The following is a 22,223-nucleotide window of genomic DNA, read 5'->3' on the forward strand; positions in this document are numbered from 1 at the left end:
GTCAGTGCCGACTGCCCCCTCCGGCCTTCGGCCGCCTCCCCCTTCAGGGGGAGGATCTCGCCTGTGACCGCCGCCCGCGAAGACTTCCGCGAGATACTGCGCCTCGTCCGCCCCGGCTCGCGCGTGCTCGACGTCGGCTGCGAGGAGGGCGACCTGCTCGACCTGCTGATCCACGAAAAGCAGGTGGATGGTCGGGGCCTGGAAATCAGCGCCAGCGGCGTCGCCGCCTGCATGGCGCGCGGCCTGTCGGTGGTGCAGGGCGACGCCGACCAGGACCTGGACCACTTCCCCGACAAGACCTTCGACTACGCCATCCTGTCCCAGACCCTGCAGGCCACGCGCCAGCCGCGCCACGTGCTGGACGAGCTGCTGCGTATCGCCGACCGGGCCATCGTCTCGTTCCCCAATTTCGGCCATTGGCGGGTGCGCTGGTCACTGCTCAGCCGGGGCCGGATGCCCGAGACCAAGGCCCTGCCCATGCCCTGGTGGTCGACGCCGAATATCCACCTTTGCACCCTGGTCGACTTCCTGGCCCTGACCGACGACCTGGACGTGCGGGTCGACGCCTGCGCGGCCTTTGCAGGCGCGGGCCCGGCCCGGCCGATCGATCCGGCCAGCCCGCTCGAGAACTGGCGGGCCGAGACCTGCCTGTTCATGCTCAGCCGGGGAAGCGCTCCCACCAGGGAACCTCCGGCGGTCTCAGGCGATCTCTTCGACGGATGAAGCTTCGCCTGATGACCTACAACGTCCACCGCTGTGTGGGCACCGACCGGGCGCTCGACGTCGAGCGCGTGGCCGAGGTCATCGCGGCCGAAATGCCGGACGTGGTCGCGCTGCAGGAACTGGATGTCCTGCGTCGGCGAACCAAGACCGTGGATCAGGCCCATCGCCTGGCCGAGCTGCTGAAGATGAAGTTCCACTTCCACCCGGCCATGGCTGTGGAAGAGGAACTCTACGGCGACGCCATACTGACGGCCTTGCCTGAACGCCGGATCAAGGCCGAGGGCCTGCCGCTTTATCGCCGGGTGCCCGGCCTGGAACCGCGCGGCGCGCTGTGGGTCGAGGTCATGGTCGGCGACACGCCGGTCCAGATCATCAACACCCATCTGGGTCTGATCCCCCAGGAACAGAAGCGCCAGGCCGCCGCCCTGCTCGGCGAAAAGTGGATGGCCGCCGATCAATGGACGGCGCCGGGCGTGCTGCTGGGCGATTTCAACGCCACGCCCTATTCGGCCACCTATCGGATGCTGCGGGCCGCCATGCGCGACGCCCAAACGCCGAGCGGGGGCTGGCTGCGGCCGGCGACCGCCACCTTCCCGTCCAGCTTCCCGTTCATGCGTATCGACCACGTCTTCCTGACCAAGGGTCTGGAGACGATCGCCGTGCGGTCGCCCTACGACTCGCGAGCGCGGGTGGCGTCCGACCACCTGCCGCTGGTCGTTGACCTGGAGGTTACTGCCGCAGGTGCTCCGGGAGCGCCGGTGGCGGCGCCGTCAATCGAACCAGATCCCGCTTGAGCCGCTCGCGGCGGCCCCAGGGCCGCCAGGCGTCGTCGGGCGAGATGGCGTCGCCCAGGCTCCAGTCGGCAATGAACTGCTGAACACCCGTGAGATTTCGCACGGGCACCGGCTGCAACCGACGCGGCGGTCCGCCCTTGACGTCCAGTGCGTTGATCGCCGCCGCCAAACCACCCTCGCGCTGCATGGCCTCGATCACGTCGATGGGCGAGCGCGCCAGGAAGTGGCCAACGAGACGAGCCTGGAAGGCGGCGATGACCTCGCGTTCGAGATCGTCGCGTCCCTCGAAGGTCAGGTCGCATTCGGTGTCGAGACCGATGGAGCGGTTGTTGAGATTGGCCGAGCCGACCCGCAGCATCCAGTTGTCCATGATCGCCACCTTGGAGTGAACGATGATCGGATCGCCCTTGGCCGTATGGGCGCTGAAGGCCGAAAAACGCTTGTGGATATCGATCGACCGCAGCCGGTTGATGGCCGCGGTGCGGGCGCTGTCCATTGTCATCTGGTCGAAATAGCTGGGACTGCGCGCCGGTCCGATCGTCACGACTTCGGGCCCGTCCGGCTCGGCCAGCCGCTCGGCCAGCGCCTCGACGATGATCGGCGAGGTCAGGTACTGGTTCTCCAGATAGATCAGCCGCTTGGCCGCGCGGATGCCGCTCAGGTGAAGTTGCAGACTCTCGGTGATCTCGGGCCGACCCTTCCAGGCCGCTCCCGTCCGACTGATCGCCACCGAGGTGCGCCGAAGATCGGGCAGCAGGCCCTTCGGCCAGGGCGTCTCTTCCGGTCGTTCGGGCAAGGTGAGCTCCTCGCCCGTGGCGTTGCGCCAACGATCGATGAACATGTCGCCCAGCCCCTGGGCGGCGCGCCCATCGACCAGCATCGCCACCTCGTGTCGGGCCGGATAGTGCCGCCCGTTCGGCAGGCGGCGGCGCGGATCGTTGTCGAGGTGCTCGCACGTGTCCCAGCGATCGACCCCGATGTCGCCGCCGCTCAAGAGCGCCGTCGCGCCGTCGATGATCACCACCTTCTGGTGATGGCAGGCCGAGGCCGGCAGGGTGGTGTCGAGCTGATACTTCACCCGCGAGCCGGCGAAGAAGGCAGCGCCGCGCTGCGGGCCAAACAGCATGGCGGCAGCCAGCGGCAGGGGCATGTCCCAGGCAAGGACCCGAACGTCCAGGGCGGGATTGAGCGCCGCCTGCCGGCGCAGGATCAGGCCGATGCGGTCGGCTTGTTCGGGATCGCGGCTCTTCCTGACCCGGTCGGGATCCAGACGCGTCAGCGGATCGAACACCCAGGCCAGAATCCAGATCGAACGCTTGGCCGCCAGCAACAGGGGCTTCAGGGCGTCGAAGGTTTCGTCGTTGTCGATGAACAGGGCCAGCCTGTCGGCGGGCTCGACGCGCCAGCAATTATGGCCTGGAAAGAAAACAGAAGAACACTCGCCCATGACGCTCCTATCGGGTGTGAAATCCGACAAAGCGCGGACCCGTATTGTGGCTCCGCTTCAAGCGCAGCTTGTTCGATCTTTCCGAAAGGAGTCATCGCAGTGACGGGTGCGCGCCATCGCCGGCGCGTCCATAGCCTGGATTTCCTTGAGGAAGCCTGGATCGCCGGCGCGCCGACGATCCCGCTCAGCCCGCGATAGCCGCCGCGTCACGTTCGCCGGTGCGGATGCGCAGGGCCTGTTCCAGATCCATGACGAACACCTTGCCGTCGCCGATCTTGCCCGTGTTGGCGGTGCGCTGCAGGGCCTCGACCACCGGCTCGACCACGTCGGTGGGCACGGCGATCTCAAGCTTGACCTTCGGCAGCAGCTTCACCTCGTATTCGGCGCCGCGATAAACCTCGGTCTTGCCCTTCTGCCGGCCGTAACCGCGCACCTCGGTCACCGTCAGCCCCGACGCGCCAGCCTCGGTGACCGCTTCCAGAACGGCGTCAAGGCGGCTCGGCTTGATGATGGCGACGATCATTTTCATGGCGCGGCTCCCGCAGCGAACAGTGATTACGAACCTAAGCTAGGCTTCGAACGCGGCGCGTCCAAGTGCGATCCGTCGGCAATTCGCGCAGGCGCCTTTTCAACAGGCGCCTTGCGAGCCGCCGCCGGCCCGACAGGGCTCGGCGCCAGGACCCCCGGCGCAAAGACCCGGACGCGCGCGCGATGGCCGCGCGGCTTCACGGCGAAGGTCTGTTTGACCGCTTCCATCAGGATCAAACCGGCGAAACGCGGCCAGAGGCGCGCGCCGACCTGCTCGAATCCTTCAGCCCAGCCGGCCGCCATGGCGATGGGGGGGGCGTAGAGTGCGCGAGTCCAGCCCGCAGGCTCCAGGTCGGCGTCGCGAATCAGGCGTTCCAGCTGACTGCGGCTGAACGGGCGGCCATGGCCGAAGGGCGTGCTTTCGGCCCCGGCCCAGACGCCGTCTCGCGACGCGACCGCCACGATCAGCCGGCCAGTCGGCGCCAGGACCCGGCCGATCTCGGAAAGAACGGCGGCCGGGTCGTCGGCCTCTTCCAGGGCGTGAACGGCCAGCACCCGGTCGAACATCGCATTGGGCAGGGGCAGCGCCGTCTCTTCGATCAGGCACGCCTGGTTGCGACCGCCATGCGGCCAGACCTCGACGCCCTGGGTGGCCGGCATGGCCGCCACCACGCGGCGGGCGCTCTGACGGGCCGAATCCAGAAAGGGCGTGGCATAGCCAAGGCCCAGCACGTCGAGCCCGCGGGTGTCGCCCCACGCCTCATCGACCTTGCGCGCCAGCATCAGCCGCGCTGCCCGACCAAGCGGGGTAGCGTAGAAGGCTCTGAGATCGAGCACGTCGCGACGCATTGAGTCTCCGGGGCGCTGAGGTCATCTATGTAGGCGGTGGCGAGCCTCGCGTCACCGCCCAGCAGAACAAGGTTGTCCATGTCGCTGACCGTCCACCAGTTCGCCTGCCTGTCCGACAACTATGGCTTTCTCGTGCGCGACGACGCGACCGGGAAGACGGCGACCATCGATACGCCCGACGCCGACGCGATCCTCGCTGAACTCGACCGCCTGGGTTGGAAGCTCGACCTGATCCTCAATACCCACTGGCACCCGGACCACGCCGGCGGCAATGCGGCGATCAAGGCGGCGACCGGCGCGACCATCGTCGGTCCGGCGGAGGTCACGCGGATCGCGCCGCTGGATCGCGAGGTCGGCCATGGCGACGTGGTCGATCTGGGCGAAACCCGGTTCACGGTGATCGACACGGGCGGCCACACCCTGGGCCATATCGCCTATCATGACGCCGAAGACGCCATCGCCTTCGTGGGCGACACCCTGTTCGCCCTGGGCTGCGGCCGCCTGTTCGAAGGCACGGCCGAGCAGATGTGGGACTCGCTGTCCCGGCTCACCGCCCTGCCGGACGCCACCACCGTCTATTGCGCCCATGAATATACAGCCTCTAACGCCCGCTTCGCCCTGTCGGTGGACGACGATCCGGTGCTGAAGACGCGCGCCGAGCAGATCTTCGCCGCTCGCGAGCGGGGCGTGCCGACCGTGCCGACCTCCATCGGCGTCGAGAAGGCGACCAACCCCTTCCTGCGCGCGCCGCTGCTGCGCCCGAACCTGGAACCCGCCATGGCCTTCGCCGAGATCCGCGCCGCCAAGGACGGCTTCAAGGGATGAGCTTCGAAACCAAGCCCCTGGGTATCTCCGGCGATCTGGGCGCCAAGGAAATCATCCGCCTGCTCGACCTTCAGCCGCATCCCGAGGGCGGGTGGTATCGCCGGACCTTCCAGGACATCGCCGTCGACGGCGCCCGCCCGGCCTCTACAGCGATCTATTACCTGCTCGAAGCCGAACAGATGTCGGCCTGGCACCGGGTCGATGCGGTCGAGGTCTGGCACTATCACGCCGGCGCGCCGCTCTCCCTGACCCTGTCGCCGCCCGACGGCGCAGGGGCCACGGCCCACCTTCTGGGTCCGGATCTTCGGGCCGGTTGCCGTCCGCAGGTCATCGTCCCGACCCTGTGGTGGCAGACGGCCGTCAGCCTGGGCGCCTGGACTCTGGTCGGCTGCACGGTGGCGCCAGGTTTCCGGTTCGAGGGCTTCGAGATGGCTCCGGCCGAGTGGCGACCGACGATGCCCTAAGCCTCTCATGTAGCGCTCCCACGCAGCGCTTCTGGCGAGCGGCGAGACGATTTACCGCACCCGGCATTCCAAACTTTTTCACGCCCAAATGACGCTGTTCGCTGTAACAGCGCTTGGTACACGGGGTGGGAACAGCAATGTCGGACGAGTACCATGACGCGCGCGCCACAGTGCGTTGCGCCACGGACTACATCTTGCGCTGGGTCGAGATCGCCAATGAAACCCATGGCGTCGATATCGTCTATTCGCTGGTCTATACGACCCTCTGGGCGGGCAACGTCTCCCACCTGCGCGGGCGCGTCTATGCCGAGATCGACGACATTCCGCCCGACGAAGAGCGCCGGCCGATCACCATTCGCCAGGTCGCCGACTCTCTGGGTCTGCCCTACGAAACCGTCCGTCGCCGTGTCGTCGAGATGCTCAAGCGCGGCGTCGCCAAGAAGGTCGGCCGCGTAGGCTTCATCGTTCCCGGGGCAGCCCATGCCCAGCCTGAAATGATCACGGGCCTCAAGCGCTCCCATACCAGCCTGATGCGCTTCCTCAAGGAATTGAAAGCTCTGGGTATCGAGGCCAGCTGACGCACTCGCCCTCGCCGGGGCGTCTCTATTCTTCGGATCGCTAGAACATTTTCCGATAAGTGTGAAACGGTTATCGAATCAAAAAATGCTCTAAAATTTTGATTTATAGCCTTTTTCGCCCGACCCTGATGAAGCCATCAGGTCGGAAAGGGCTCTAGCGGTCGACCACCTTGACGATCCGCTTGGAAGAGGGGCGCCCGGCCACACCCTGACCAGGCGCATAGGTCACGACCAGAGCGCCGTTCTTGAGGGTTGCGCCCGGCTTGTGGCCTTCAGCCAGCACCACCCGCGTGATCCTGGCCAGGATCGACCGGTCGCCGTTGCGGGCCATGCGTTCGAAGGCTTCGGCGGTGACCGTCGCGGACTCGGCGATCAGCACCGAGGTTTCCGGTCTGGCGTCCTGCAGCGTCTCGAAGGGCATCTGCCGCTGGGCCGCCCGGCTGGCGCGAAGGCTGGCCTGGCCCATGCGCTGATAGAGGGCGATGGGCGACAGCACCGACGGCGGCTGGATCGACGGCGCCTTGCCCACCAGGGCCGCGGCCGCGCCGTTGGGGCTTTCGTCCGTGAACAGGATCATGCCGCCGAGCTTGGTGGCCCGCAGCATCGGCTCGCCCATCTCGTTGCGATAGATCACGTCGCCGCGCGAGGCGGGCTGGGGCGAGAGCACCCAGACCTCGGCGCTATTCTCGAACTTGAGCAGCGGCAGCGGCGAGGTGCGATCCAGCACGAAGGCGCTGCCGGTTTCCGAAACATAGCGGGCGACAGGCGGCGGAGGAGGGCGGCGCGAGCCCGAAAAGCCCCGCTGGCTGAGCAGGGCGTCCTTGAGCGACGGGCTGCTCTGCTGGGCGCCGACCGGCGAGGCGATGGCGAGAATGGCGACGATCGCGAGGGCGCAATTCGCCCTCCAGCCGTCCGTCTCGACAATCCAACTCTTCATGAACCCGTCATGCCTGCCGACTAGGGCGAATCTTGGACGAGACACCCTGCGCCGCGTCGAACGATCCGCCGTCGTCCCAAACCAAAGGTTTCACGACGAAACGCCCCGGGTCGACTCGCGACAACGGCCCGATCGCATGTGCGCCGGGCCGTTGCAAACATGCCATCAGGCGATCACCTTAGGCCGCCATATACTGCCCGCCGTTCAGGGTCAGGGTGGCGCCGGTCACGAAGCCCGCGCGTTCGCCGGCCAGGAAAGCGACCATGTCGGCGATCTCTTCGCCCTTGCCCAGGCGGCCCACCGGAATGCCGGCGATGATGCTGGCCAGCACGTTTTCAGGCACGGCGGCGACCATTTCGGTGTCGATATAGCCCGGGCAGATCACATTGACCGTGACGCCCTTCTTGGCGTTCTCAAGGGCCAGGGCCTTGGTGAAGCCGATCAGCCCGGCCTTGGCGGCCGAATAGTTGGTCTGGCCCATCTGGCCCTTTTGGCCGTTGATCGAGCTGATATTGATGATCCGGCCCCAACTGCGCTCGCGCATACCCTCGATGACCGGGCGGGTCATGTTGAAGGCTGAGTCCATGTTGACCCGGATCACTTCGGACCACTGCTCGTAGGTCATCTTGTGCAGCATGCCGTCGCGGGTGATGCCGGCGTTGTTGATCAGCACGTCGATGGGGCCCAGCTCGGCCTCGACCTTCTTGACGGCGGCGGCGCAGTCTTCGAACGAGCCGACATTGCCCTTCACGACCATCACGCCCAGATCCTTGGCGCAGGCTGCGGCGGCTTCCTCATTGCCGGAATAGCCGGCCGCGACCTTCATGCCGTCGGCCACCAGGCGCTCGCAGATCGCGCGGCCGATACCCCGGGTGCCGCCGGTCACGAATGCAACTCTCGTCATAAGTCTCTCCCAAAGTTCTTTTTATGATTGTCGGTGATCAACGCGCCGGAGCAAGGCCCCGGCGCGCCGTCATCGAAAATTGTCTCTTCAGACGGCCTCGACGCACATGGCCACGCCCATGCCGCCGCCGATGCACAGGGTTGCCAGACCCTTCTTGGCGCCCGAGCGCTGCATCTCGTGCAGCAAGGTGGTGAGGACGCGAGCGCCGGAAGCGCCGATCGGATGACCGATGGCGATCGCGCCGCCGTTGACGTTCACCTTGGCCGGATCGAGACCCAGCTCCTGGACCACGCACAGCGACTGGGCGGCGAAGGCTTCGTTGGACTCGATCAGGTCGAGGTCGGCGACCGTCCAGCCGGCCTTTTCGAGGGCCTTTTTGCTGGCCGGGATCGGGCCGGTGCCCATGACCTCCGGGTCGACGCCGGCATTGGCCCACGAGGCGATCCGGGCCAGGGGCTTGAGGCCGCGCTTGGCGGCTTCGTCGGCGCTCATCAGCACCAGGGCGGCGGCGCCGTCATTGAGGCCCGAGGCGTTGGCGGCCGTGACCGAGCCTTCCTTGTTGAAGGCGGGCTTGAGGCCCGAGATCGCGTCGAGGGTCACGCCGTGGCGGATGAATTCGTCCTTGTCGACAATGGTGTCGCCCTTGCGGCCCTTGATGGTGACGGGGACGATCTCGGCGTCGAACTTGCCGGCCTTCTGGGCGGCCTCGGCCTTGTTCTGGCTGGCGACCGCGAAGGCGTCCTGATCGCCGCGGGTGATCTGCCAGCGATTGGCGATGTTCTCGGCGGTCTGGCCCATGTGATAGCCGTAGAAGGCGTCCCACAGGCCGTCCTTGATCATGGTGTCGATAAAGGACAGATCGCCCATCTTCTGGCCGCCACGCAGGTGCTGGGCGTGCGGCGCCTGGCTCATGCTTTCCTGGCCGCCGGCCACGACGATCTTGGCATCGCCCGACGAGATCTGCTGGGCCGCCAGGGCCACGGCGCGCAGGCCCGAGCCGCACAGCTGGTTGAGGCTCCAGGCGGGGCTGCCGACCGGAATGCCGGCATTGATCGAGGCCTGGCGGGCCGGACCCTGGCCGGCGCCGGCCTGCAGAACCTGGCCGAGGATCACTTCATCGACGTCGGCCGGCGAGATGCCGGCGCGCTCGACTGCGGCCTGAATGGCGATCTTGCCCAGTTCGGAGGCGGGCAGGCTGGACAGCGCCCCGTTGAAGGAGCCGACCGGCGTGCGGGCGGCGGAAACGATGACGATGTCGCTCATGGCGAGTCTCCCGAATCGATCTGACGTGACGCCTTCGCAGTTGCGGCGCCCGTTCTTTTTGCAGTGCAGCAACACAATGCATACCGAACCGCGTTCGTCACAACCACATTTTCACGGCTTGTTACGGCCTCCAAGTGTTCTGACCACTGGCGCCATGCCTTTGCATTCGCGATAGTGTGATGCGAAAAGCGGGCGACACCGCTGTCCTAGGGAACGAAATGTCCGAGAACCCTGAAAAAGGCGAAACGACCGCCGGAGCCGAAAAAGCGGCCGGTCAACGCGTAATCATCAAGAAATACGCCAATCGTCGCCTCTACAACACAGCGTCCAGTTCGTACGTCACCCTCGATCACCTGTCGGACATGGTGAAGGAGGGCGTGGACTTCGTGGTCTATGACGCCAAGTCCAATGACGACATCACCCGCTCGGTGCTGACCCAGATCATCTTCGAGGAAGAAAACCGGGGCGGCGGGCAGAATCTGCTGCCCATCCAGTTCCTGCGCCAGCTAATCGGCTTCTACGGCAACTCCATGCAGGCCTTCCTGCCCAGCTATCTGGAGATGTCGCTGGAAAGCTTCACCAAGCAGCAGGAGCGGATGCGCACCCAGTTCGCGGGCGTCACCCCCGGCCTGACCGCCGCCAAGCTGCCGGTCGGTATCGGCGTCTATGAAGAGCAGGTCCGCCAGAACATGGCCCTGTTCGATCGGGCCATGAAGATGTTCTCGCCCTTCGCCTATGCGCGACCCGAGGACGCAGCCGCCGCCGCAGCCGCCGCGACCACGCCGGAGGCGGCTCCGGCCGCCCCGGCCCCGCAGCCCAGCGAGGATTCCCTGGCCGATCTGAAGCGTCAGCTGGAAGTGATGCAGCAGCAGATCGAGAAACTGGCCACCAAGCCTTAACGGCTGGAAACCACGCCGGAACAGCCGTTCTTAACGGTCAGGACCCTACGGTCTTCACCATGAACGGCTCTATCGATCCTGTCCGGCCTTCCAGCCCTTCGCGTCGCGCGCTGACCGTGCGCTCGAACACGACCCAAGACTCCGCCCATGAGGCCGAGTCCGAAGAGGTTGCGTTCGCGCTGGACGAGCAGCCCGCGCCCGCCCCGCCACCCCGACGGAGCGGCTTTGCAACCTTCGCCGCTCAACTGATGGGCCAGAGCGGCCAGAAGCGCGGCCTGCGTGGTGGGCAGGAAGTGCTCGACTCGGCGAGATCGACCTATCTCGGGACGGAATATTCCGGCGAGGCCGACCGTCGTCCCAAGACAGGCCTGCTGAAGAAGACCGCGATCTAGGGTTCGAGCTTGCCCAGGCGCGCCTCGAGGGTGGCGACCCTGGCCTCCAGCATGGCGATCCGTTTGGCCTGCCCATCCAAAGGATCGGGCGGCGGCCGCACCCCGGCGCGCAAGGCCGCCTCCGCGGCTGTGACGCCCAAAAGTTCAGCAAAGGCAGCCAGTTCGTTCCAGCTCAGCTCGCGCTGATCCTTGAACGCGAGGTCCAGCGACGCTTCGTCCATGTGAGCGACAGCCGCCAGGACGGCGCGGCTCAGGCCCCGCTCGGCCAGCCGCCCCTCGTACCAGTCGCGGTCGAAGAACAGCGCCATCAGCGTTTCGTCCCGGGGCGCCCGGCTTGGCGCCGGTCTTGCTTAACCGTTGGTGAATTCATCGCCGACGAGAGCTCCCATGCTGACCGCCGCCATCCGCTATTTCGACATCGCCGTGGTCACCCTGATCTTCACGGCCCTGACCTAGAGCCCTTTCCGACCCGATGGCTTCATCAGAGTCGGGCGAAAAGAGCTCTAAATCAAAAGTTTAGAGCATTTTTCGATCCGATAACCGTTTCACACTTATCGGAAAATGCTCTAGTTCAGGCAAGCCTTGCTGCGTAGGCCCGGTTTCGCAGCCTCGCGCGGAAACGCCGAGTGGGTAGAAGGGGGACGCGTAGTCTCCGTCCGCTGCTCGTCGCCGCTACCGCTCTTCGTCGAACCGGTTAGCCACCAACTCGCTCAGCGCTTCGAGCGCGGCGTCGGCCTCGGGGCCTTCGGCGGCGATGTCGATGGTCGAGCCGATACCAGCGGCCAGCATCATCAAGCCCATGATCGAGCGGGCATCGACGCAGGAGCCGTCTCGGCTGACCGTAACCTCGGCGTCGAAACCAGCCGCCATCTTCACAAACTTGGCCGAGGCCCGGGCGTGCAAGCCCCGTTCGTTGACGATTTCGACCGTCCGCTCCGCCATGCGACTCATTTTTCTCCAGCCAGCACGTAGGAGGCCACGGAGATATATTTCCGTCCAGCCTCCTGGGCATGGGCGACGCAGGACTGCAGGTCCTGGCGCTGGCGCACGCTGGCCAGCTTGATCAGCATCGGCAGGTTTAGTCCTGCGATGACCTCGGCCTTGGTCTGTTCCATCACCGAGATGGCCAGGTTGCTGGGCGTGCCGCCGAACATGTCGGTCAGCAGAATCACGCCGCCGCCTCCATCGACGGTGGCGCACGCCTTCAGAATGTCGGACCGACGACGTTCCATGTCGTCTTCCGGGCCGATGCAGATCGCCTTCACCGCGCTCTGCGGGCCGACGACGTGTTCCATGGCGGAGACGAACTCTTCCGCCAGACGCCCGTGCGTAACGATCACGAGCCCGATCATGCCTGATTTCTCAAACGGATCCCCATAACCCGTGGCGGCCGGGAGGAGCCGCGCGGGCGCACTTGATACGCTCGTTAGGGAGCGACTCCAAGATGCTCCAGCATGCGTCTGATTTTCACAGGGGCGGCGGGTTCCAGCGGCCACAGGTCGAAAACGGGAACGGTCACATTGCAGAGGGCCTCGAACCGAGGTTCTGGCAGGCGTTCGACGGCGCCGGGGGTGTCGATACACCGCACGACGGCTGCGATTTCGGCCAGGCCGATGGCGGGAATCTGGACGATACCGAGGCCTCTGACCTCGGTCAGGCCGGCCAGGGAATCGGGCGCGCGGCCATAGAGCCGGCCGCCTGAAGCGAAGACGGAGGTGTAGTCGTCGGCCACCAGACGAAAGCCCGATTCGAGCGCGCGCAGGGCCAGGTCGCTCTTGCCGACGCCCGAGGGGCCTTCGATCAGGGCGCCCCGCCAAAGTCCGCCCAGTCGCAGGGCGATCAGGCCGGCGTGGCGGATCATTCGCGCGATTCCGGCAGATCGACCGTAAAGCGCGCGCCCAGCAGGACGCCGTTCGCGTCGCGGCGATTCTCGGCCTTCAGCTCGCCGCCGTGAGCCTCGACGATCTGGCGGGCGATCGACAGGCCCAGACCCGAATTGCCGCCGAACGCCTTGCCCTTGGGCCGCGAGGTGTAGAAGCGCTCGAAGATCGTCTCGAGGTTTTCGGCGGGTATGCCGGGGCCATCGTCGTCGATGGTCGTCACCAAGCGGCCGCGGGCCTTGACCAGGACGACGCGGACCTCGCCGTCGGCGGGGCTGAACGAGCGGGCATTGTCGATCAGGTTGCGGAACACCTGCCCGATGGGGGTCTCTCGGGCCATCAGCCGGGCCGCTGCGCCGGGCTCTCCGGCCGAGACCGCCACCCGCACGCTGCCGGGCGCGTCGCCGGGGCGAAGTTGGGCTTCGTAGAGACTGGCGACCTCGGCCAACAGCTTGGCCAGGTCCAGGGCGCGGGGAGCCTCGCGCGACAGCTCCGCGTCGAGGCGCGAGGCGTTGGAGATGTCTGTGACCAGCCGGTCCAGTCGATTGACGTCGTTCTGCAGGATGGCCAGCAGCCGGGCGCGGGCCGCGGGGTCGGAGACCAGGTCCAGGGTTTCGATGGCCGAGCGAATCGAGGTCAGGGGGTTCTTGATCTCGTGGGCGACGTCGGCGGCGAACCGTTCGATGCCGTCCATGCGCTCCGACAGCGAATGGGTCATCTCCTCCAAGGCGCGGGACAGGTCGCCGATCTCGTCCTGGCGGCGGGCGATGTCTGGCAGGGAGATGGCGCGCGCCCCCTCCAGTCGCACCCGGTCGGCGGCCCGGGCCAGGCGCATCACCGGCTCGGCGATCAGGCGATGCAGCAGCAGACTGGAGATCAGGGTGGCCGAGATCGCCACCAGGATGAAGGGCAGCAGGGCGCGACGCTCGGCGGCGATGATCGCATCGACGTCGCCGGCTTCAAGGGTCAGCACGCCAAGGGCGGCACGCACGTGCTGGATAGGGATCGACACCGAGACGACCCGCTCGCCGTTCTCCGACATGCGGGTGCCGGCGACTGGCGCGCCGCGCAGGGCCCTGGAGACCTCGTCGGCCAGATCGTTGCGGGCCTGTTCGGACCGCGCTTCGGCGGCCGGCGTCTGGTGCGGGCTGGCGTCGTTCTCGCCAGCTTTGCGGGCCGGCGGCAGGACCTTCCACTCGACGCGGTCGGCGACCACGAAGCTGTCGGCCAGCACGGCGCCATGGGCGTCGAACAGTCGCGCCCGCTGTGAGCGCGGGATGAACAGCAGCTGGACGATGGCGCTGGCCGCCTCGGCGTTGAGCGCGGGTTCCGGCTCGCCCTCGGTGGCGAACTGGTTGATGACCCTGGCGATCAGCTCGCCCTGGGTGGTCAGGCTATCGATTCGCGCCGTGACGAGGCCGCTACGCAACTCGTTGAGCACCAGCGCTCCGATCACCAGGATCGCCAGCGCCAGCACATTCAGGCCGATGATCAGCCGGCCAAGACGCGAGCCGCGCGGCCAGCGCCATCGACGCTTCGGCGCGTCGACGTCAGGCTTCGCGATAACGGTAACCAACGCCGTACAGGGTCTCGATGGAATCGAACTCGGGATCGACCTGGCGGAACTTCTTGCGCATCCGCTTGATGTGGCTGTCGATCGTGCGGTCATCGACATAGACCTGATCGTCGTAGGCGGCGTCCATCAGGTTGTCGCGGCTCTTCACGAAGCCTGGGCGCTGGGCCAGGGACTGCAGCAGCAGGAACTCGGTGACGGTCAGGCGGACGGGGCGGCCGTCCCACAGGCTGTCGTGGCGGGCCGGGTCGAGGGTCAGCTTGCCGCGCTTCATCATCTTGGAACCGGCGAGGCCCGCGGCGATGGAGGGTTCTTCGTCCTCGGGACGGGCGCGGCGCAGCACGGCCTTCACCCGCTCGAGCAGCAGGCGCTGGCTGAAGGGCTTGTGCATGTAGTCGTCGGCGCCGAGGTTGAAGCCGAGGATCTCGTCGATCTCGTCGTCTTTCGAGGTCAGCATGATGACCGGGATCTCGGAGGTCTGGCGCAGACGGCGCAGCACTTCCATGCCATCCATGCGCGGCATCTTGACGTCGAGAATGACCAGGTCAGGCGCCTGGCTTTCGACGGCTTCCAGGCCGGAAGCACCGTCGTAATAGGCCTTGACCGTGTGGCCGTGGCTTTCGAGGGCCAGCGAGACCGAAGCGACGATGTTCTCGTCGTCGTCTATGAGCGTGATAGCGGCCATGGAGCCCGTCTGATCCCTTGTTTCCGTCCGTCGAGCGATCCTATCACCACTCGCCTATGCTTCAACGCGCGGTGCGCCCCGGGGTTTTCCCCGTAGGGGCAAACCCCGGTCATCTATAGATAGAGCATGGCAGTCGCCGAAACCGGTAACCACTTTCGGCTGCCATGCTCACGCTTTCCCGACCCGGTTTCGCCGGCCTTTGCGGCCCCAGCGTGGCGTGATTGCGGCTGGACCGCGAGACGGCGCCAAGCTTCACCACAATGCGCGCCTCAACCTCGCTTTAAGGTCTTGTATCCCATAACCGAAGCTCGGGGAGCCCTTAGCCCATGAGCGATGTCCATTACGAACTTTTCGTGCGCCGCAAGGTCGGCGCGCAGTGGGTCCTGGAAATGGCCACGGAAGTTCGCACCGCTGCGCTTCAGATTGCCGAAGAGTGCCTGACACAAGGCCGCGCGGTCGCCGTGCGCGTCAGCAAGGAAACCCTGGACCGCGAATCCGGCGAATATAAATCCATCGCCATCTTCACCAAGGGGATGGTCGACGGCGGCAAGCCGAAGAAGGAAGTCGAGGATCTCGATCCCCTCTGCGTCCAGCCCGCCGACCTCTATACCGCCCACGCCCGCGACCGGATCGGCCGCCTGCTCGAGGGCTGGCTGGCGCGGCATAACGCCACCCCGTTCGAGCTGCTGCACCGTCCCGACCTGGTCGAAAAGCTGGAAGCCTCGGGCACTGACCTGCAGCACGCCCTGCAGAAGATCGCCATTCCCGAGGCCGAAGCCCGGGGCATGTCGGTCCACGAACTGATCCGCACCTTCCAGGGCCTGGTCGAGCGCTCTGTCGCCAATCTGATGAAGGCCTTCAAGAAGGGCGCGCTGCCGGATCTGGACAAGGAAGGTTTCGCCAAGGCCGCCACGCGCCTGGCGACGGACCCCGACCGCGCCTTCCTTCTGGGGGCCGGGGTCGCCGCTTCCATCGCGCCCGGCGTCAGTTGGTCGGACAAGATCGCTCGCTTGCTGGACCTGGCCGACGCTGCTCCGACCGAGCCTGGCCCGCGCGCCCTGGCCCTACACGCCATCGAACAGCCCCTGGCCGAGATCATCGGCTCGCGGGCCGGCATGGCCGACCTGCTGGGCACGGCCGACGATCTCGGCTCGACGCTCGCCGCCATGACCCGCCTGTCGGGCGGCGCCCAGGTCGAGGCTCTGATCCGCATGCAAGCCCAGGTCCGCGCCTGCATGCCCGAGCTTTCCGGCACCGCCAAACGCCTTAGCGAATGGCTATGCGGCGACCACTTCGCGCCTGTCCGCGCATCCATCGCCAAGCGGGTGCTGACCGAGCTGAACGGCGTGCGCCGGCTGAAGCCCGGCGACGCCGAGGCCGAAATCGAATATTTGCGCGCCCTGGCCATGAGCCTGACGGCCGCCGCCGGACGCATCCTGCCGCCCGAGGACATCCAAGCGGCCTTCACCGTCCGCTCCAAGACCCTCCTCAACGGCGAGTTCATCGAGGCCCTGCTGGGTCGCGACCGCTCGGCCCGCGAGGAGATCATCATCCTGATCCGCTTGGCCGAAAACGTCATGGGCGCGGTCAACAAGCGTCAGGCCGCCCGCTGGCTCAGCGCCAACATCACCGCCCTGCGGTTCGAGAAGGAACTGCGCCAGGGGCCCGACTCGCCGGCCTCCAAGCTGGCGGCGCTGGCTGGTCTGCAGAAGACAGTCACGCGTTCGGGCCTGGTCCGCGAGGACTACGAGCCTCTGTGCAACAAGCTGGGCGACCTGGGCGCCCAGGTCGAGTCCGACAGTCGTTTGCTGACCATGCTGGCGCGAGCTCCGGCCCCCCTGGCCCAACGTCTGGCCCTGCTGGTCAAGCTGGCCACGGGCGAGGCCGGTCCTACCGGACCGGTGGCCGACAAGGCCCGGACGGAAGCCTTGAAACTGGCGCGCGCGCCCGAAGCCCGCGAGGAACTGGCCGCCTCCCCAGCGATGATGGACCTGCTCAAGGGCCTGATGCAGACGCCGCAAGCCGCCTGAAGCCCGCCTGGCCGGCTTGCGATGGGCGGAAGGACGCCTAAGCTGCGTCCAGAACCGCGCCATGAGGGCGGCGGCGATCAAGGGCGGACCGATGGTGATCTTCAGCGTGCTCTATGCGGCGATCGACGGCGCTCATTTCGACCATGACTATTACAACGCCACCCACATTCCGCTTGTTCACGAGGCCTTCGGCTCCACGGGTCTGACCGGCGTGCAGGTCCTCAAGGGCTTGTCGGCGGCGGATGGCGGTCCTGCGCCGTTCATCGCCATGGCGCATCTGGCATTCCGCGACGCCGAAGCGCTTCAGGCGTCCCTTGGCGGACCGCGCGCAGCCGAGGTGATGGCCGATGTGGCCAGGTTCACCAATGTCGTGCCCATCGCTCAGCTCAGCGCCCTGGCCTAGCGCTTCAATACCTTGTCCAGCGCCTCGACCACCCGGTCGACATCGCTGTCGGCCATGGTTGGGTAGAGCGGCAGGGTCAGGCAGCGGTCGTACCAGGCCTGGGCGCCCGGCAGGTCGAGCGCGCCGTAGCGCTTCACGTAATAGGGCTGCTGGTGCACGGGGATGTAGTGGACCTGGGTCCCAACGCCATGGGCCTTAAGCCCGTCGACCACCATCCGGCGCGAGATGCCGATGGCGTCGAAATCGATCAGCACGGTCAGCAGATGCAGGGCGGGGTTGGAATAGTCGGGGCTGGTGGCCAGCCGCACGCGGGGCGACAGTTTCTCGAGCAGTTCGACATAGCGGGCGGCCAGGGCGCGGCGGCGCGTGACGAAGCGGTCCAGCTTGGCCAGTTGCGAGATTCCCAGGGCGCATAGCACGTCGGGAATGCGATAGTTGAAGCCGATCTCCGGCATCTCGTACCACCAGGGATCGGAACCCTGCGGCCGCACCATGCCGTGGCCGCGCAGGCAGCGCGCCCGCGCCGCGAGACCCTCGTCATTGGTGGTCAGCATGCCGCCTTCGCCGGTGGCCAGCGTCTTGACCGGATGGAACGAGAAGCTGGCGAAGGCTGAGTAGGCGCCGTCGCCGACATTGTGCTTCACGCCGCCGAACGTGGCGACCGAACCCAGCGCATGCGGCGCGTCCTCGACCAGCACCGCGCCGGCCGCGCTGGCCATGCCGCGCATCGCCGGCAGGTCGCAGACGTCGCCGCGCAGGTGAACCGGCAGGATCGCCTTGACCGGCTTGTCGCCACAGCGCGCCAGAGCCTTGGCCAGGGTGTCGGGGGTCATCAGGCCGGAATGGGGATCGACGTCGGCGAACACCACCTCGGCCCCGACATAGCGGGCGCAGTTGGCGGTCGCGAGAAAAGTGATCGACGGCGCGATACAGACATCGCCCTCGCCGACCCCCAGGGCCAGCATGGCCAAGTGCAGGGTGGCTGTGCCGTTGGAGACGGCGATGGCGTGCTCGGCCCCGACCTTGGTCTTGAAGGCCGTTTCGAAGGCCTCGACCGTTGGGCCGGTGGTCAGGAAGTCGGCGCGCAAAGCGGCTGCGACCGCCGCCACGTCATCGTCCTCGATGGTCTGGCGACCGTAAGGAAGAAAGGGCGGACCCGCCATCAACCCGCCTTCTCCTCTAGCATGGCCAGCAGGTCTGGCGCCGACAGCCAATCGTCATTGTTGTCGCTGCTGTAGCAGAAACCTTCCTCTGCCGGCTTAGCGCCGTCCTCGGGGCCGAAACGCTTGCGGGGATATTCGACGAAGGTCGGCTCGATCACATAGCGGTCGGCCAGCTCGACCGTGGCCCGCGCGTCGTCGGCGCTGATCATCATCTCGTGCAGCTTCTCGCCGGGACGGATGCCGATGACCTTGACCCCGGCGGTTGGCGACATGGCCTTCACCAGATCCGGCATGGTCATCGACGGGATCTTCGGCACGAAGATCTCGCCGCCACGCATCAGGTCCAGCGACGAGAGCACGAAATCCACGCCCTCGTTCAGGGTGATCCAGAAGCGGGTCATGCGCTCGTCGGTGATCGGCAGCTCAGTGGCGCCATTGGCCAGCAGCCGCTTGAACAGCGGCACGACGCTGCCGCGCGATCCCACGACATTGCCGTAACGAACGACCGCAAAGCGCGTGCCGATGTCGCCCGACAGGTTGTTGGCCGCCACAAAGGTCTTGTCTGAGGCGAGCTTGGTCGCGCCGTACAGGTTGATCGGGTTGCAGGCCTTGTCGGTCGACAGGGCCACCACCTTTTTCACGTGGTTGGTCAGGCTGGCCCAGACCACATTCTCGGCGCCCAGCACATTGGTGTGGATGCATTCGGACGGATTATATTCGGCGGCCGGCACCTGCTTCAGGGCGGCGGCGTGGATCACGATATCGACCCCGCGCAGGGCCAGGGTCAGGCGCTCGCGGTCGCGCACGTCACCCAAGAAGAAGCGAAGTTTCGCGTAGGTCGCGTCGTCGAACTGCTCGCGCAGCTCCATCTGCATGTCGCTCTGCTTCAATTCGTCGCGGGAATACACGATCATCTTCCGCGGATTGGAGAGCCGTAGGACGGTTTCAATGAAGCGGCGGCCAAACGAGCCGGTGCCGCCAGTGACCAAGATCACCTTGCCGTCCAGATCGAGGGATTTCGGGGAAAAACGGCCCAAGTTCAGCCTCCTGCGCCCCCGCCGCGAAGATCCGCGAGGGTTGCGATTCGTGGTTAACGCTCCTTTGTCGCGCCTAGGCGTAAAGAGGACGTCAACCACGTGGCGCTAACATAGCTCATGCGCCGCGCCCTGACCCTCCTTCCGCTCGTCCTTGCCAGCGTCCTCGTGGCCACGCCGGAGCACGCTCTCGCCAGTTCCGCCCCCAAGAAGGACGACAAGGCCAAGGCCGTCACCTATTTCGCCTTCAAGCCCCTGACGGCGGTCGCCCTGCGTCGCGATGGACGACGCGGCGTGCTGACCCTGGAGGCGGGCATCGAGGCCAAGGACGCCAAGCTGATGGAACGCGCCCAGCAGTCCGAGCCCCGTCTGCGCGCCGCCTTCGCCCAGGTTCTGATGACCTACGCCTCGGGCATGCGCCGCGGCGACGCCCCGGACATCGACTATCTGTCCCGCGAAATGCAGAAGACCGCTGACAAGGTGCTGGGCAAGTCGGGCAGCCGGGTGCTGCTGGGCTCGGCGCTGCTGAACTAGAGCATTTTCCGATAAGTGTGAAACGGTTATCGGATCGAAAAATGCTCTAAACTTTTGATTTAGAGCTCTTTTCGCCCGACTCTGATGAAGCCATCAGGTCGGAAAGGGCTCTAGGTTTTCGGCTTCCCGCGTCGCTCGCGAAAGAACCCCCTAAGCAGGTCAGCGCTCTCCTGCGCCATCACTCCGCCGGTCACCTCCGGCCGCCAGTGGCAGGTAGGTTGGGCGAAGAAGCGCGGCCCATGGACCACCGCGCCGCCCTTGGGGTCCTCGGCCCCGAACACCACCCGCCCGATCCGCGCATGGCTGATCGCCCCGGCGCACATGGCGCAGGGCTCCAGGGTCACCACCAGGGTCAAGTCGGTCAGGCGATAGTTTTCCAGCTTCGCCGCCACCTGCCGCATTACCGCGATTTCGGCGTGAGCGGTCGGGTCGTGGGCGGCGATGGGGCCATTGCCCGCCGTGCCGAGAATCTCGCCGGTCTTCGGATCGAGGATAACCGCCCCGACCGGCGTCTCGCCCCGCGCGGCGGCGGCGTGGGCTTCGTCCAGGGCGAGACGCATGGCCCGCTGGTCTTGGGCCTGCTGGTCTTGATCGTCCGGAGGATCGGTGCGCATTTGCCCAAAAGCCCATCGTGAGATGCGCCCAGCCCCTCGAAGGAACGAGTATGACCGATACGCCCCACGACCCCCTATATGATCCCGGCCTCGACGGCGACCTCGACGATTCCTCGACGGGCGAGCGGGTCGCCAAGGCCCTGGCCCGCGCGGGCGTGGCCTCGCGGCGCGAGGTCGAGCGGCTGATCGAGGCGGGCCGCGTCGCCATCAATGGCAAGGTTCTGACCACCCCGGCGATGAAGGTCGGCCCCGGCGACTTCCTGACCGTCGACGGCAAGCTGGTGGCCGAGCGCGAGCCGACGCGGCTGTTCCGCTACAACAAGCCCACCGGTCTGATGACCACCCACAACGACCCCAAGGAGCGCCCGACGGTGTTCCAGGCCCTGCCGCGCGAGCTGCCGCGGCTGATCTCGGTGGGTCGTCTCGACTTGAACTCCGAAGGCCTGCTGCTGCTGACCAATGACGGCGAGCTGTCGCGGAAGCTGGAGGCGCCAAATAACGGCTGGGTACGCCGCTATCGCGTCCGCGCCTTCGGCAACACCGATCAGGCGCGGCTGGACCGGCTGAAGGACGGCGTCACCATCGAGGGCGTCCGCTATGGTCCCATCGAGGCCAAGCTCGACAAGGCCCAGGACAAGGCCGGCGGCAAAAACATCTGGATCACCATCTCGCTGACCGAAGGCAAGAACCGCGAAATCCGCCGGGTGCTCGAGCATCTGGACCTCAAGGTCAATCGCCTGATCCGCCTGGCTTACGGGCCGTTCGCCCTGGCCACCCTGATGCCCGGCCAGGTCGAGGAGGTCGGCCCCCGGGTGATCCGCGAACTGCTGGCCGGTCTGGTGGCCGAGGAAGACATGCCCACCGGCGACAAGCCGCAGTTCATGGGCGTGGCTGATCCGCTGCATGCGCCGGGCACCGCCAAGGGCGGCGAGCTGCAACGCCGGGCGATCAAGTCCGCGCCCCTGCCCAAGGTTCTCGAGCCGGGTGAGCGCACGCTGGAAAAGCCGGTCTACAAGGCCGGCTGGGCCAAGCCAAAGAAGAAGGTCGTCATCGCCGGCGTCAAGCCGATCAAGCGGGCGCCCAAGTCCATCGAGAGCAAGATGATCGGCCCCAAGCCCGACCATCTCGCGCCGCGTGGGGCCAAGACCGCCGCGGGTCCCAAGTCGTTCGGCGCCAAGGCGGCCGGTGGCGTGGCCGGGGCCAAAAGCTTCGACAAGGCGGGCGGCAAGCCCTCCTCCGCCAGGCCGGCGCGAGCAGGTTTCGAGGCGCGTTCGACGGAACCGGAGAAGGCCGGGGGCAAGCCCTTCGCCGCCAAGTCTTTCGTCGCCAAGCTGGGCGGTCCCGGCGGCGCCAAGTCGTTCGACCGGTCCGGTGGCAAGCCGCCTTCAGCCAAGCCAGCCCGGGCCGGCGGTTTCGAAGGTCGCTCGGCGGAGCCCGGCAAGACGGCCGGCAAGCCTTTCGCCGGCAAGCCTTCGGGAGCAGGCGGCAAGCCCTTTTCCGGCAAGCTTGGCGGCAAGCCCGGCCCGAAGCCGGCCGAGGCCAGGCCCGCGCGGGCCGCTCCGGCTGCGTTCGACACCAAGCCGGGTGCGCCGCGTCCGTATAGGGGCCCGAAGAAGCCGCGCTAGAGCCCTTTCCGACCTGATGGCTTCATCAGGGTCGGGCGAAAAGGGCTCTAAATCAGAAGTTTAGAGCATTTTTCGATCC

General features: G+C 66.6%; 26 protein-coding genes. 11 read left to right on the top strand and 15 right to left on the bottom strand.

The window, feature by feature from the left end; translation table 11 throughout:
* Positions 1-63 precede the first annotated feature (63 nt).
* Together metW and ACP69S_RS01945 are read left to right on the top strand one after the other, a co-directional pair.
* Positions 64-723, top strand: a complete 660-nt coding sequence (gene metW / locus ACP69S_RS01940) for a methionine biosynthesis protein MetW (protein ID WP_425994340.1) — start codon at positions 64-66, stop codon at positions 721-723.
* Entirely contained in the window at positions 720-1,517 is a 798-nt protein-coding gene (locus ACP69S_RS01945; RefSeq protein ID WP_425994342.1) for an endonuclease/exonuclease/phosphatase family protein, read from the top strand. Before metW ends, ACP69S_RS01945 begins: the two co-directional genes overlap by 4 nt.
* Here ACP69S_RS01945 and ACP69S_RS01950 read toward each other — a convergent pair.
* The 3 genes from ACP69S_RS01950 to ACP69S_RS01960 all read right to left on the bottom strand — a co-directional run bounded on the left by ACP69S_RS01950 (position 1,453) and on the right by ACP69S_RS01960 (position 4,341).
* Positions 1,453-2,964 (bottom strand): phospholipase D-like domain-containing protein, encoded by a 1,512-nt coding sequence (locus ACP69S_RS01950; protein ID WP_425994343.1) that lies wholly within the window; start codon positions 2,962-2,964, stop codon positions 1,453-1,455. The genes ACP69S_RS01945 and ACP69S_RS01950 overlap by 65 nt on opposite strands.
* A 184-nt stretch (positions 2,965-3,148) precedes the next feature.
* A complete protein-coding gene (locus ACP69S_RS01955; protein WP_062143741.1) occupies positions 3,149-3,493 on the bottom strand; it encodes a P-II family nitrogen regulator in 345 nt (114 codons plus the stop codon).
* Between the two features lie 26 nt (positions 3,494-3,519).
* Positions 3,520-4,341, bottom strand: a complete 822-nt coding sequence (locus ACP69S_RS01960) for a class I SAM-dependent methyltransferase (protein ID WP_425994344.1) — start codon at positions 4,339-4,341, stop codon at positions 3,520-3,522.
* A gap of 78 nt (positions 4,342-4,419) precedes the next feature.
* Here ACP69S_RS01960 and gloB point away from each other — a divergent pair, with 78 nt between their 5' ends.
* The 3 genes from gloB (at position 4,420) to ACP69S_RS01975 (ending at position 6,208) form a co-directional block, all read left to right on the top strand.
* Positions 4,420-5,166, top strand: a complete 747-nt coding sequence (gene gloB, locus ACP69S_RS01965) for a hydroxyacylglutathione hydrolase (RefSeq protein ID WP_425994346.1) — start codon at positions 4,420-4,422, stop codon at positions 5,164-5,166.
* A complete protein-coding gene (locus ACP69S_RS01970; protein ID WP_425994348.1) occupies positions 5,163-5,630 on the top strand; it encodes a cupin domain-containing protein in 468 nt (155 codons plus the stop codon). Before gloB ends, ACP69S_RS01970 begins: the two co-directional genes overlap by 4 nt.
* Positions 5,631-5,767: 137 nt before the next feature.
* Entirely contained in the window at positions 5,768-6,208 is a 441-nt protein-coding gene (locus ACP69S_RS01975; protein WP_425994350.1) for a hypothetical protein, read from the top strand.
* A 154-nt stretch (positions 6,209-6,362) separates the two neighbouring features.
* Here ACP69S_RS01975 and ACP69S_RS01980 read toward each other — a convergent pair whose 3' ends face one another.
* The 3 genes from ACP69S_RS01980 to ACP69S_RS01990 all read right to left on the bottom strand — a co-directional run bounded on the left by ACP69S_RS01980 (position 6,363) and on the right by ACP69S_RS01990 (position 9,312).
* The gene (locus ACP69S_RS01980) at positions 6,363-7,145 is read right to left on the bottom strand and encodes a DUF4908 domain-containing protein (RefSeq protein WP_425994352.1); all 783 of its coding nucleotides are present in this window, start codon (positions 7,143-7,145) and stop codon (positions 6,363-6,365) included.
* Positions 7,146-7,323: 178 nt separating this feature from the next.
* The gene (locus ACP69S_RS01985; protein WP_425994354.1) at positions 7,324-8,049 is read right to left on the bottom strand and encodes a beta-ketoacyl-ACP reductase; all 726 of its coding nucleotides are present in this window, start codon (positions 8,047-8,049) and stop codon (positions 7,324-7,326) included.
* Positions 8,050-8,136: 87 nt separating this feature from the next.
* Entirely contained in the window at positions 8,137-9,312 is a 1,176-nt protein-coding gene (locus ACP69S_RS01990) for an acetyl-CoA C-acetyltransferase (RefSeq protein ID WP_425994356.1), read from the bottom strand.
* A gap of 218 nt (positions 9,313-9,530) precedes the next feature.
* Between ACP69S_RS01990 and phaR the strand changes: the two genes are divergently transcribed.
* The gene (phaR, locus tag ACP69S_RS01995) at positions 9,531-10,211 is read left to right on the top strand and encodes a polyhydroxyalkanoate synthesis repressor PhaR (protein WP_425994358.1); all 681 of its coding nucleotides are present in this window, start codon (positions 9,531-9,533) and stop codon (positions 10,209-10,211) included.
* A 59-nt stretch (positions 10,212-10,270) separates the two neighbouring features.
* A complete protein-coding gene (locus ACP69S_RS02000; RefSeq protein WP_425994360.1) occupies positions 10,271-10,603 on the top strand; it encodes a hypothetical protein in 333 nt (110 codons plus the stop codon).
* Here the strand turns inward: ACP69S_RS02000 and ACP69S_RS02005 are convergent.
* From ACP69S_RS02005 to ACP69S_RS02030, 6 genes are all read right to left on the bottom strand, one after another.
* On the bottom strand, positions 10,600-10,911 hold the full coding sequence (locus ACP69S_RS02005; protein ID WP_425994362.1) for a DNA-binding protein: 312 nt from the start codon (positions 10,909-10,911) through the stop codon (positions 10,600-10,602). The two genes, ACP69S_RS02000 and ACP69S_RS02005, sit on opposite strands and share 4 nt — an antisense overlap.
* A 364-nt stretch (positions 10,912-11,275) precedes the next feature.
* Complete coding sequence (locus ACP69S_RS02010; protein ID WP_425994364.1) at positions 11,276-11,554, bottom strand: HPr family phosphocarrier protein; 279 nt, start codon at positions 11,552-11,554, stop codon at positions 11,276-11,278.
* Positions 11,551-11,955 (bottom strand): PTS sugar transporter subunit IIA, encoded by a 405-nt coding sequence (locus tag ACP69S_RS02015; RefSeq protein WP_425994366.1) that lies wholly within the window; start codon positions 11,953-11,955, stop codon positions 11,551-11,553. The genes ACP69S_RS02010 and ACP69S_RS02015 overlap by 4 nt, the downstream gene beginning before the upstream one ends.
* 74 nt (positions 11,956-12,029) lie before the next feature.
* Positions 12,030-12,464, bottom strand: a complete 435-nt coding sequence (locus ACP69S_RS02020; RefSeq protein WP_425994369.1) for an HPr kinase/phosphorylase — start codon at positions 12,462-12,464, stop codon at positions 12,030-12,032.
* Complete coding sequence (locus tag ACP69S_RS02025; protein WP_425994372.1) at positions 12,461-14,059, bottom strand: stimulus-sensing domain-containing protein; 1,599 nt, start codon at positions 14,057-14,059, stop codon at positions 12,461-12,463. The genes ACP69S_RS02020 and ACP69S_RS02025 overlap by 4 nt, the downstream gene beginning before the upstream one ends.
* Positions 14,034-14,741 (bottom strand): response regulator transcription factor, encoded by a 708-nt coding sequence (locus ACP69S_RS02030; protein ID WP_425994374.1) that lies wholly within the window; start codon positions 14,739-14,741, stop codon positions 14,034-14,036. Before ACP69S_RS02030 ends, ACP69S_RS02025 begins: the two co-directional genes overlap by 26 nt.
* A gap of 326 nt (positions 14,742-15,067) precedes the next feature.
* On the opposite strand from ACP69S_RS02030, the gene ACP69S_RS02035 reads away from it, so the two are divergent.
* Both ACP69S_RS02035 and ACP69S_RS02040 read left to right on the top strand, forming a co-directional pair.
* Positions 15,068-16,771 carry a hypothetical protein gene (locus ACP69S_RS02035; protein WP_425994376.1) on the top strand — a complete coding sequence of 568 codons (1,704 nt, stop codon included), beginning with the start codon at positions 15,068-15,070 and terminating at the stop codon, positions 16,769-16,771.
* A 61-nt stretch (positions 16,772-16,832) separates the two neighbouring features.
* Positions 16,833-17,174, top strand: a complete 342-nt coding sequence (locus tag ACP69S_RS02040; protein WP_425994378.1) for an EthD family reductase — start codon at positions 16,833-16,835, stop codon at positions 17,172-17,174.
* Here the strand turns inward: ACP69S_RS02040 and pseC are convergent.
* Together pseC and pseB are read right to left on the bottom strand one after the other, a co-directional pair.
* Complete coding sequence (pseC, locus tag ACP69S_RS02045; RefSeq protein WP_425994380.1) at positions 17,171-18,337, bottom strand: UDP-4-amino-4,6-dideoxy-N-acetyl-beta-L-altrosamine transaminase; 1,167 nt, start codon at positions 18,335-18,337, stop codon at positions 17,171-17,173. The two genes, ACP69S_RS02040 and pseC, sit on opposite strands and share 4 nt — an antisense overlap.
* Positions 18,337-19,374 (bottom strand): UDP-N-acetylglucosamine 4,6-dehydratase (inverting), encoded by a 1,038-nt coding sequence (pseB, locus tag ACP69S_RS02050; protein ID WP_425994382.1) that lies wholly within the window; start codon positions 19,372-19,374, stop codon positions 18,337-18,339. The genes pseC and pseB overlap by 1 nt, the downstream gene beginning before the upstream one ends.
* 117 nt (positions 19,375-19,491) lie before the next feature.
* Here pseB and ACP69S_RS02055 point away from each other — a divergent pair, with 117 nt between their 5' ends.
* Positions 19,492-19,905, top strand: coding sequence for a hypothetical protein (locus ACP69S_RS02055; protein WP_425994384.1), 414 nt, complete (start codon positions 19,492-19,494; stop codon positions 19,903-19,905).
* Between the two features lie 110 nt (positions 19,906-20,015).
* On the opposite strand, the gene tadA is transcribed toward ACP69S_RS02055, so the two are convergent.
* Positions 20,016-20,519 (bottom strand): tRNA adenosine(34) deaminase TadA, encoded by a 504-nt coding sequence (gene tadA, locus ACP69S_RS02060; RefSeq protein WP_425994386.1) that lies wholly within the window; start codon positions 20,517-20,519, stop codon positions 20,016-20,018.
* Between the two features lie 50 nt (positions 20,520-20,569).
* Between tadA and ACP69S_RS02065 the strand changes: the two genes are divergently transcribed.
* Entirely contained in the window at positions 20,570-22,144 is a 1,575-nt protein-coding gene (locus ACP69S_RS02065; RefSeq protein ID WP_425994388.1) for a pseudouridine synthase, read from the top strand.
* The last annotated feature ends 79 nt before the right edge of the window (positions 22,145-22,223 follow it).

The sequence above is a fragment of the Caulobacter sp. DWR1-3-2b1 genome, assembly GCF_049895765.1.
In the GTDB taxonomy this organism is placed as follows: Bacteria; Pseudomonadota; Alphaproteobacteria; order Caulobacterales; family Caulobacteraceae; genus Caulobacter.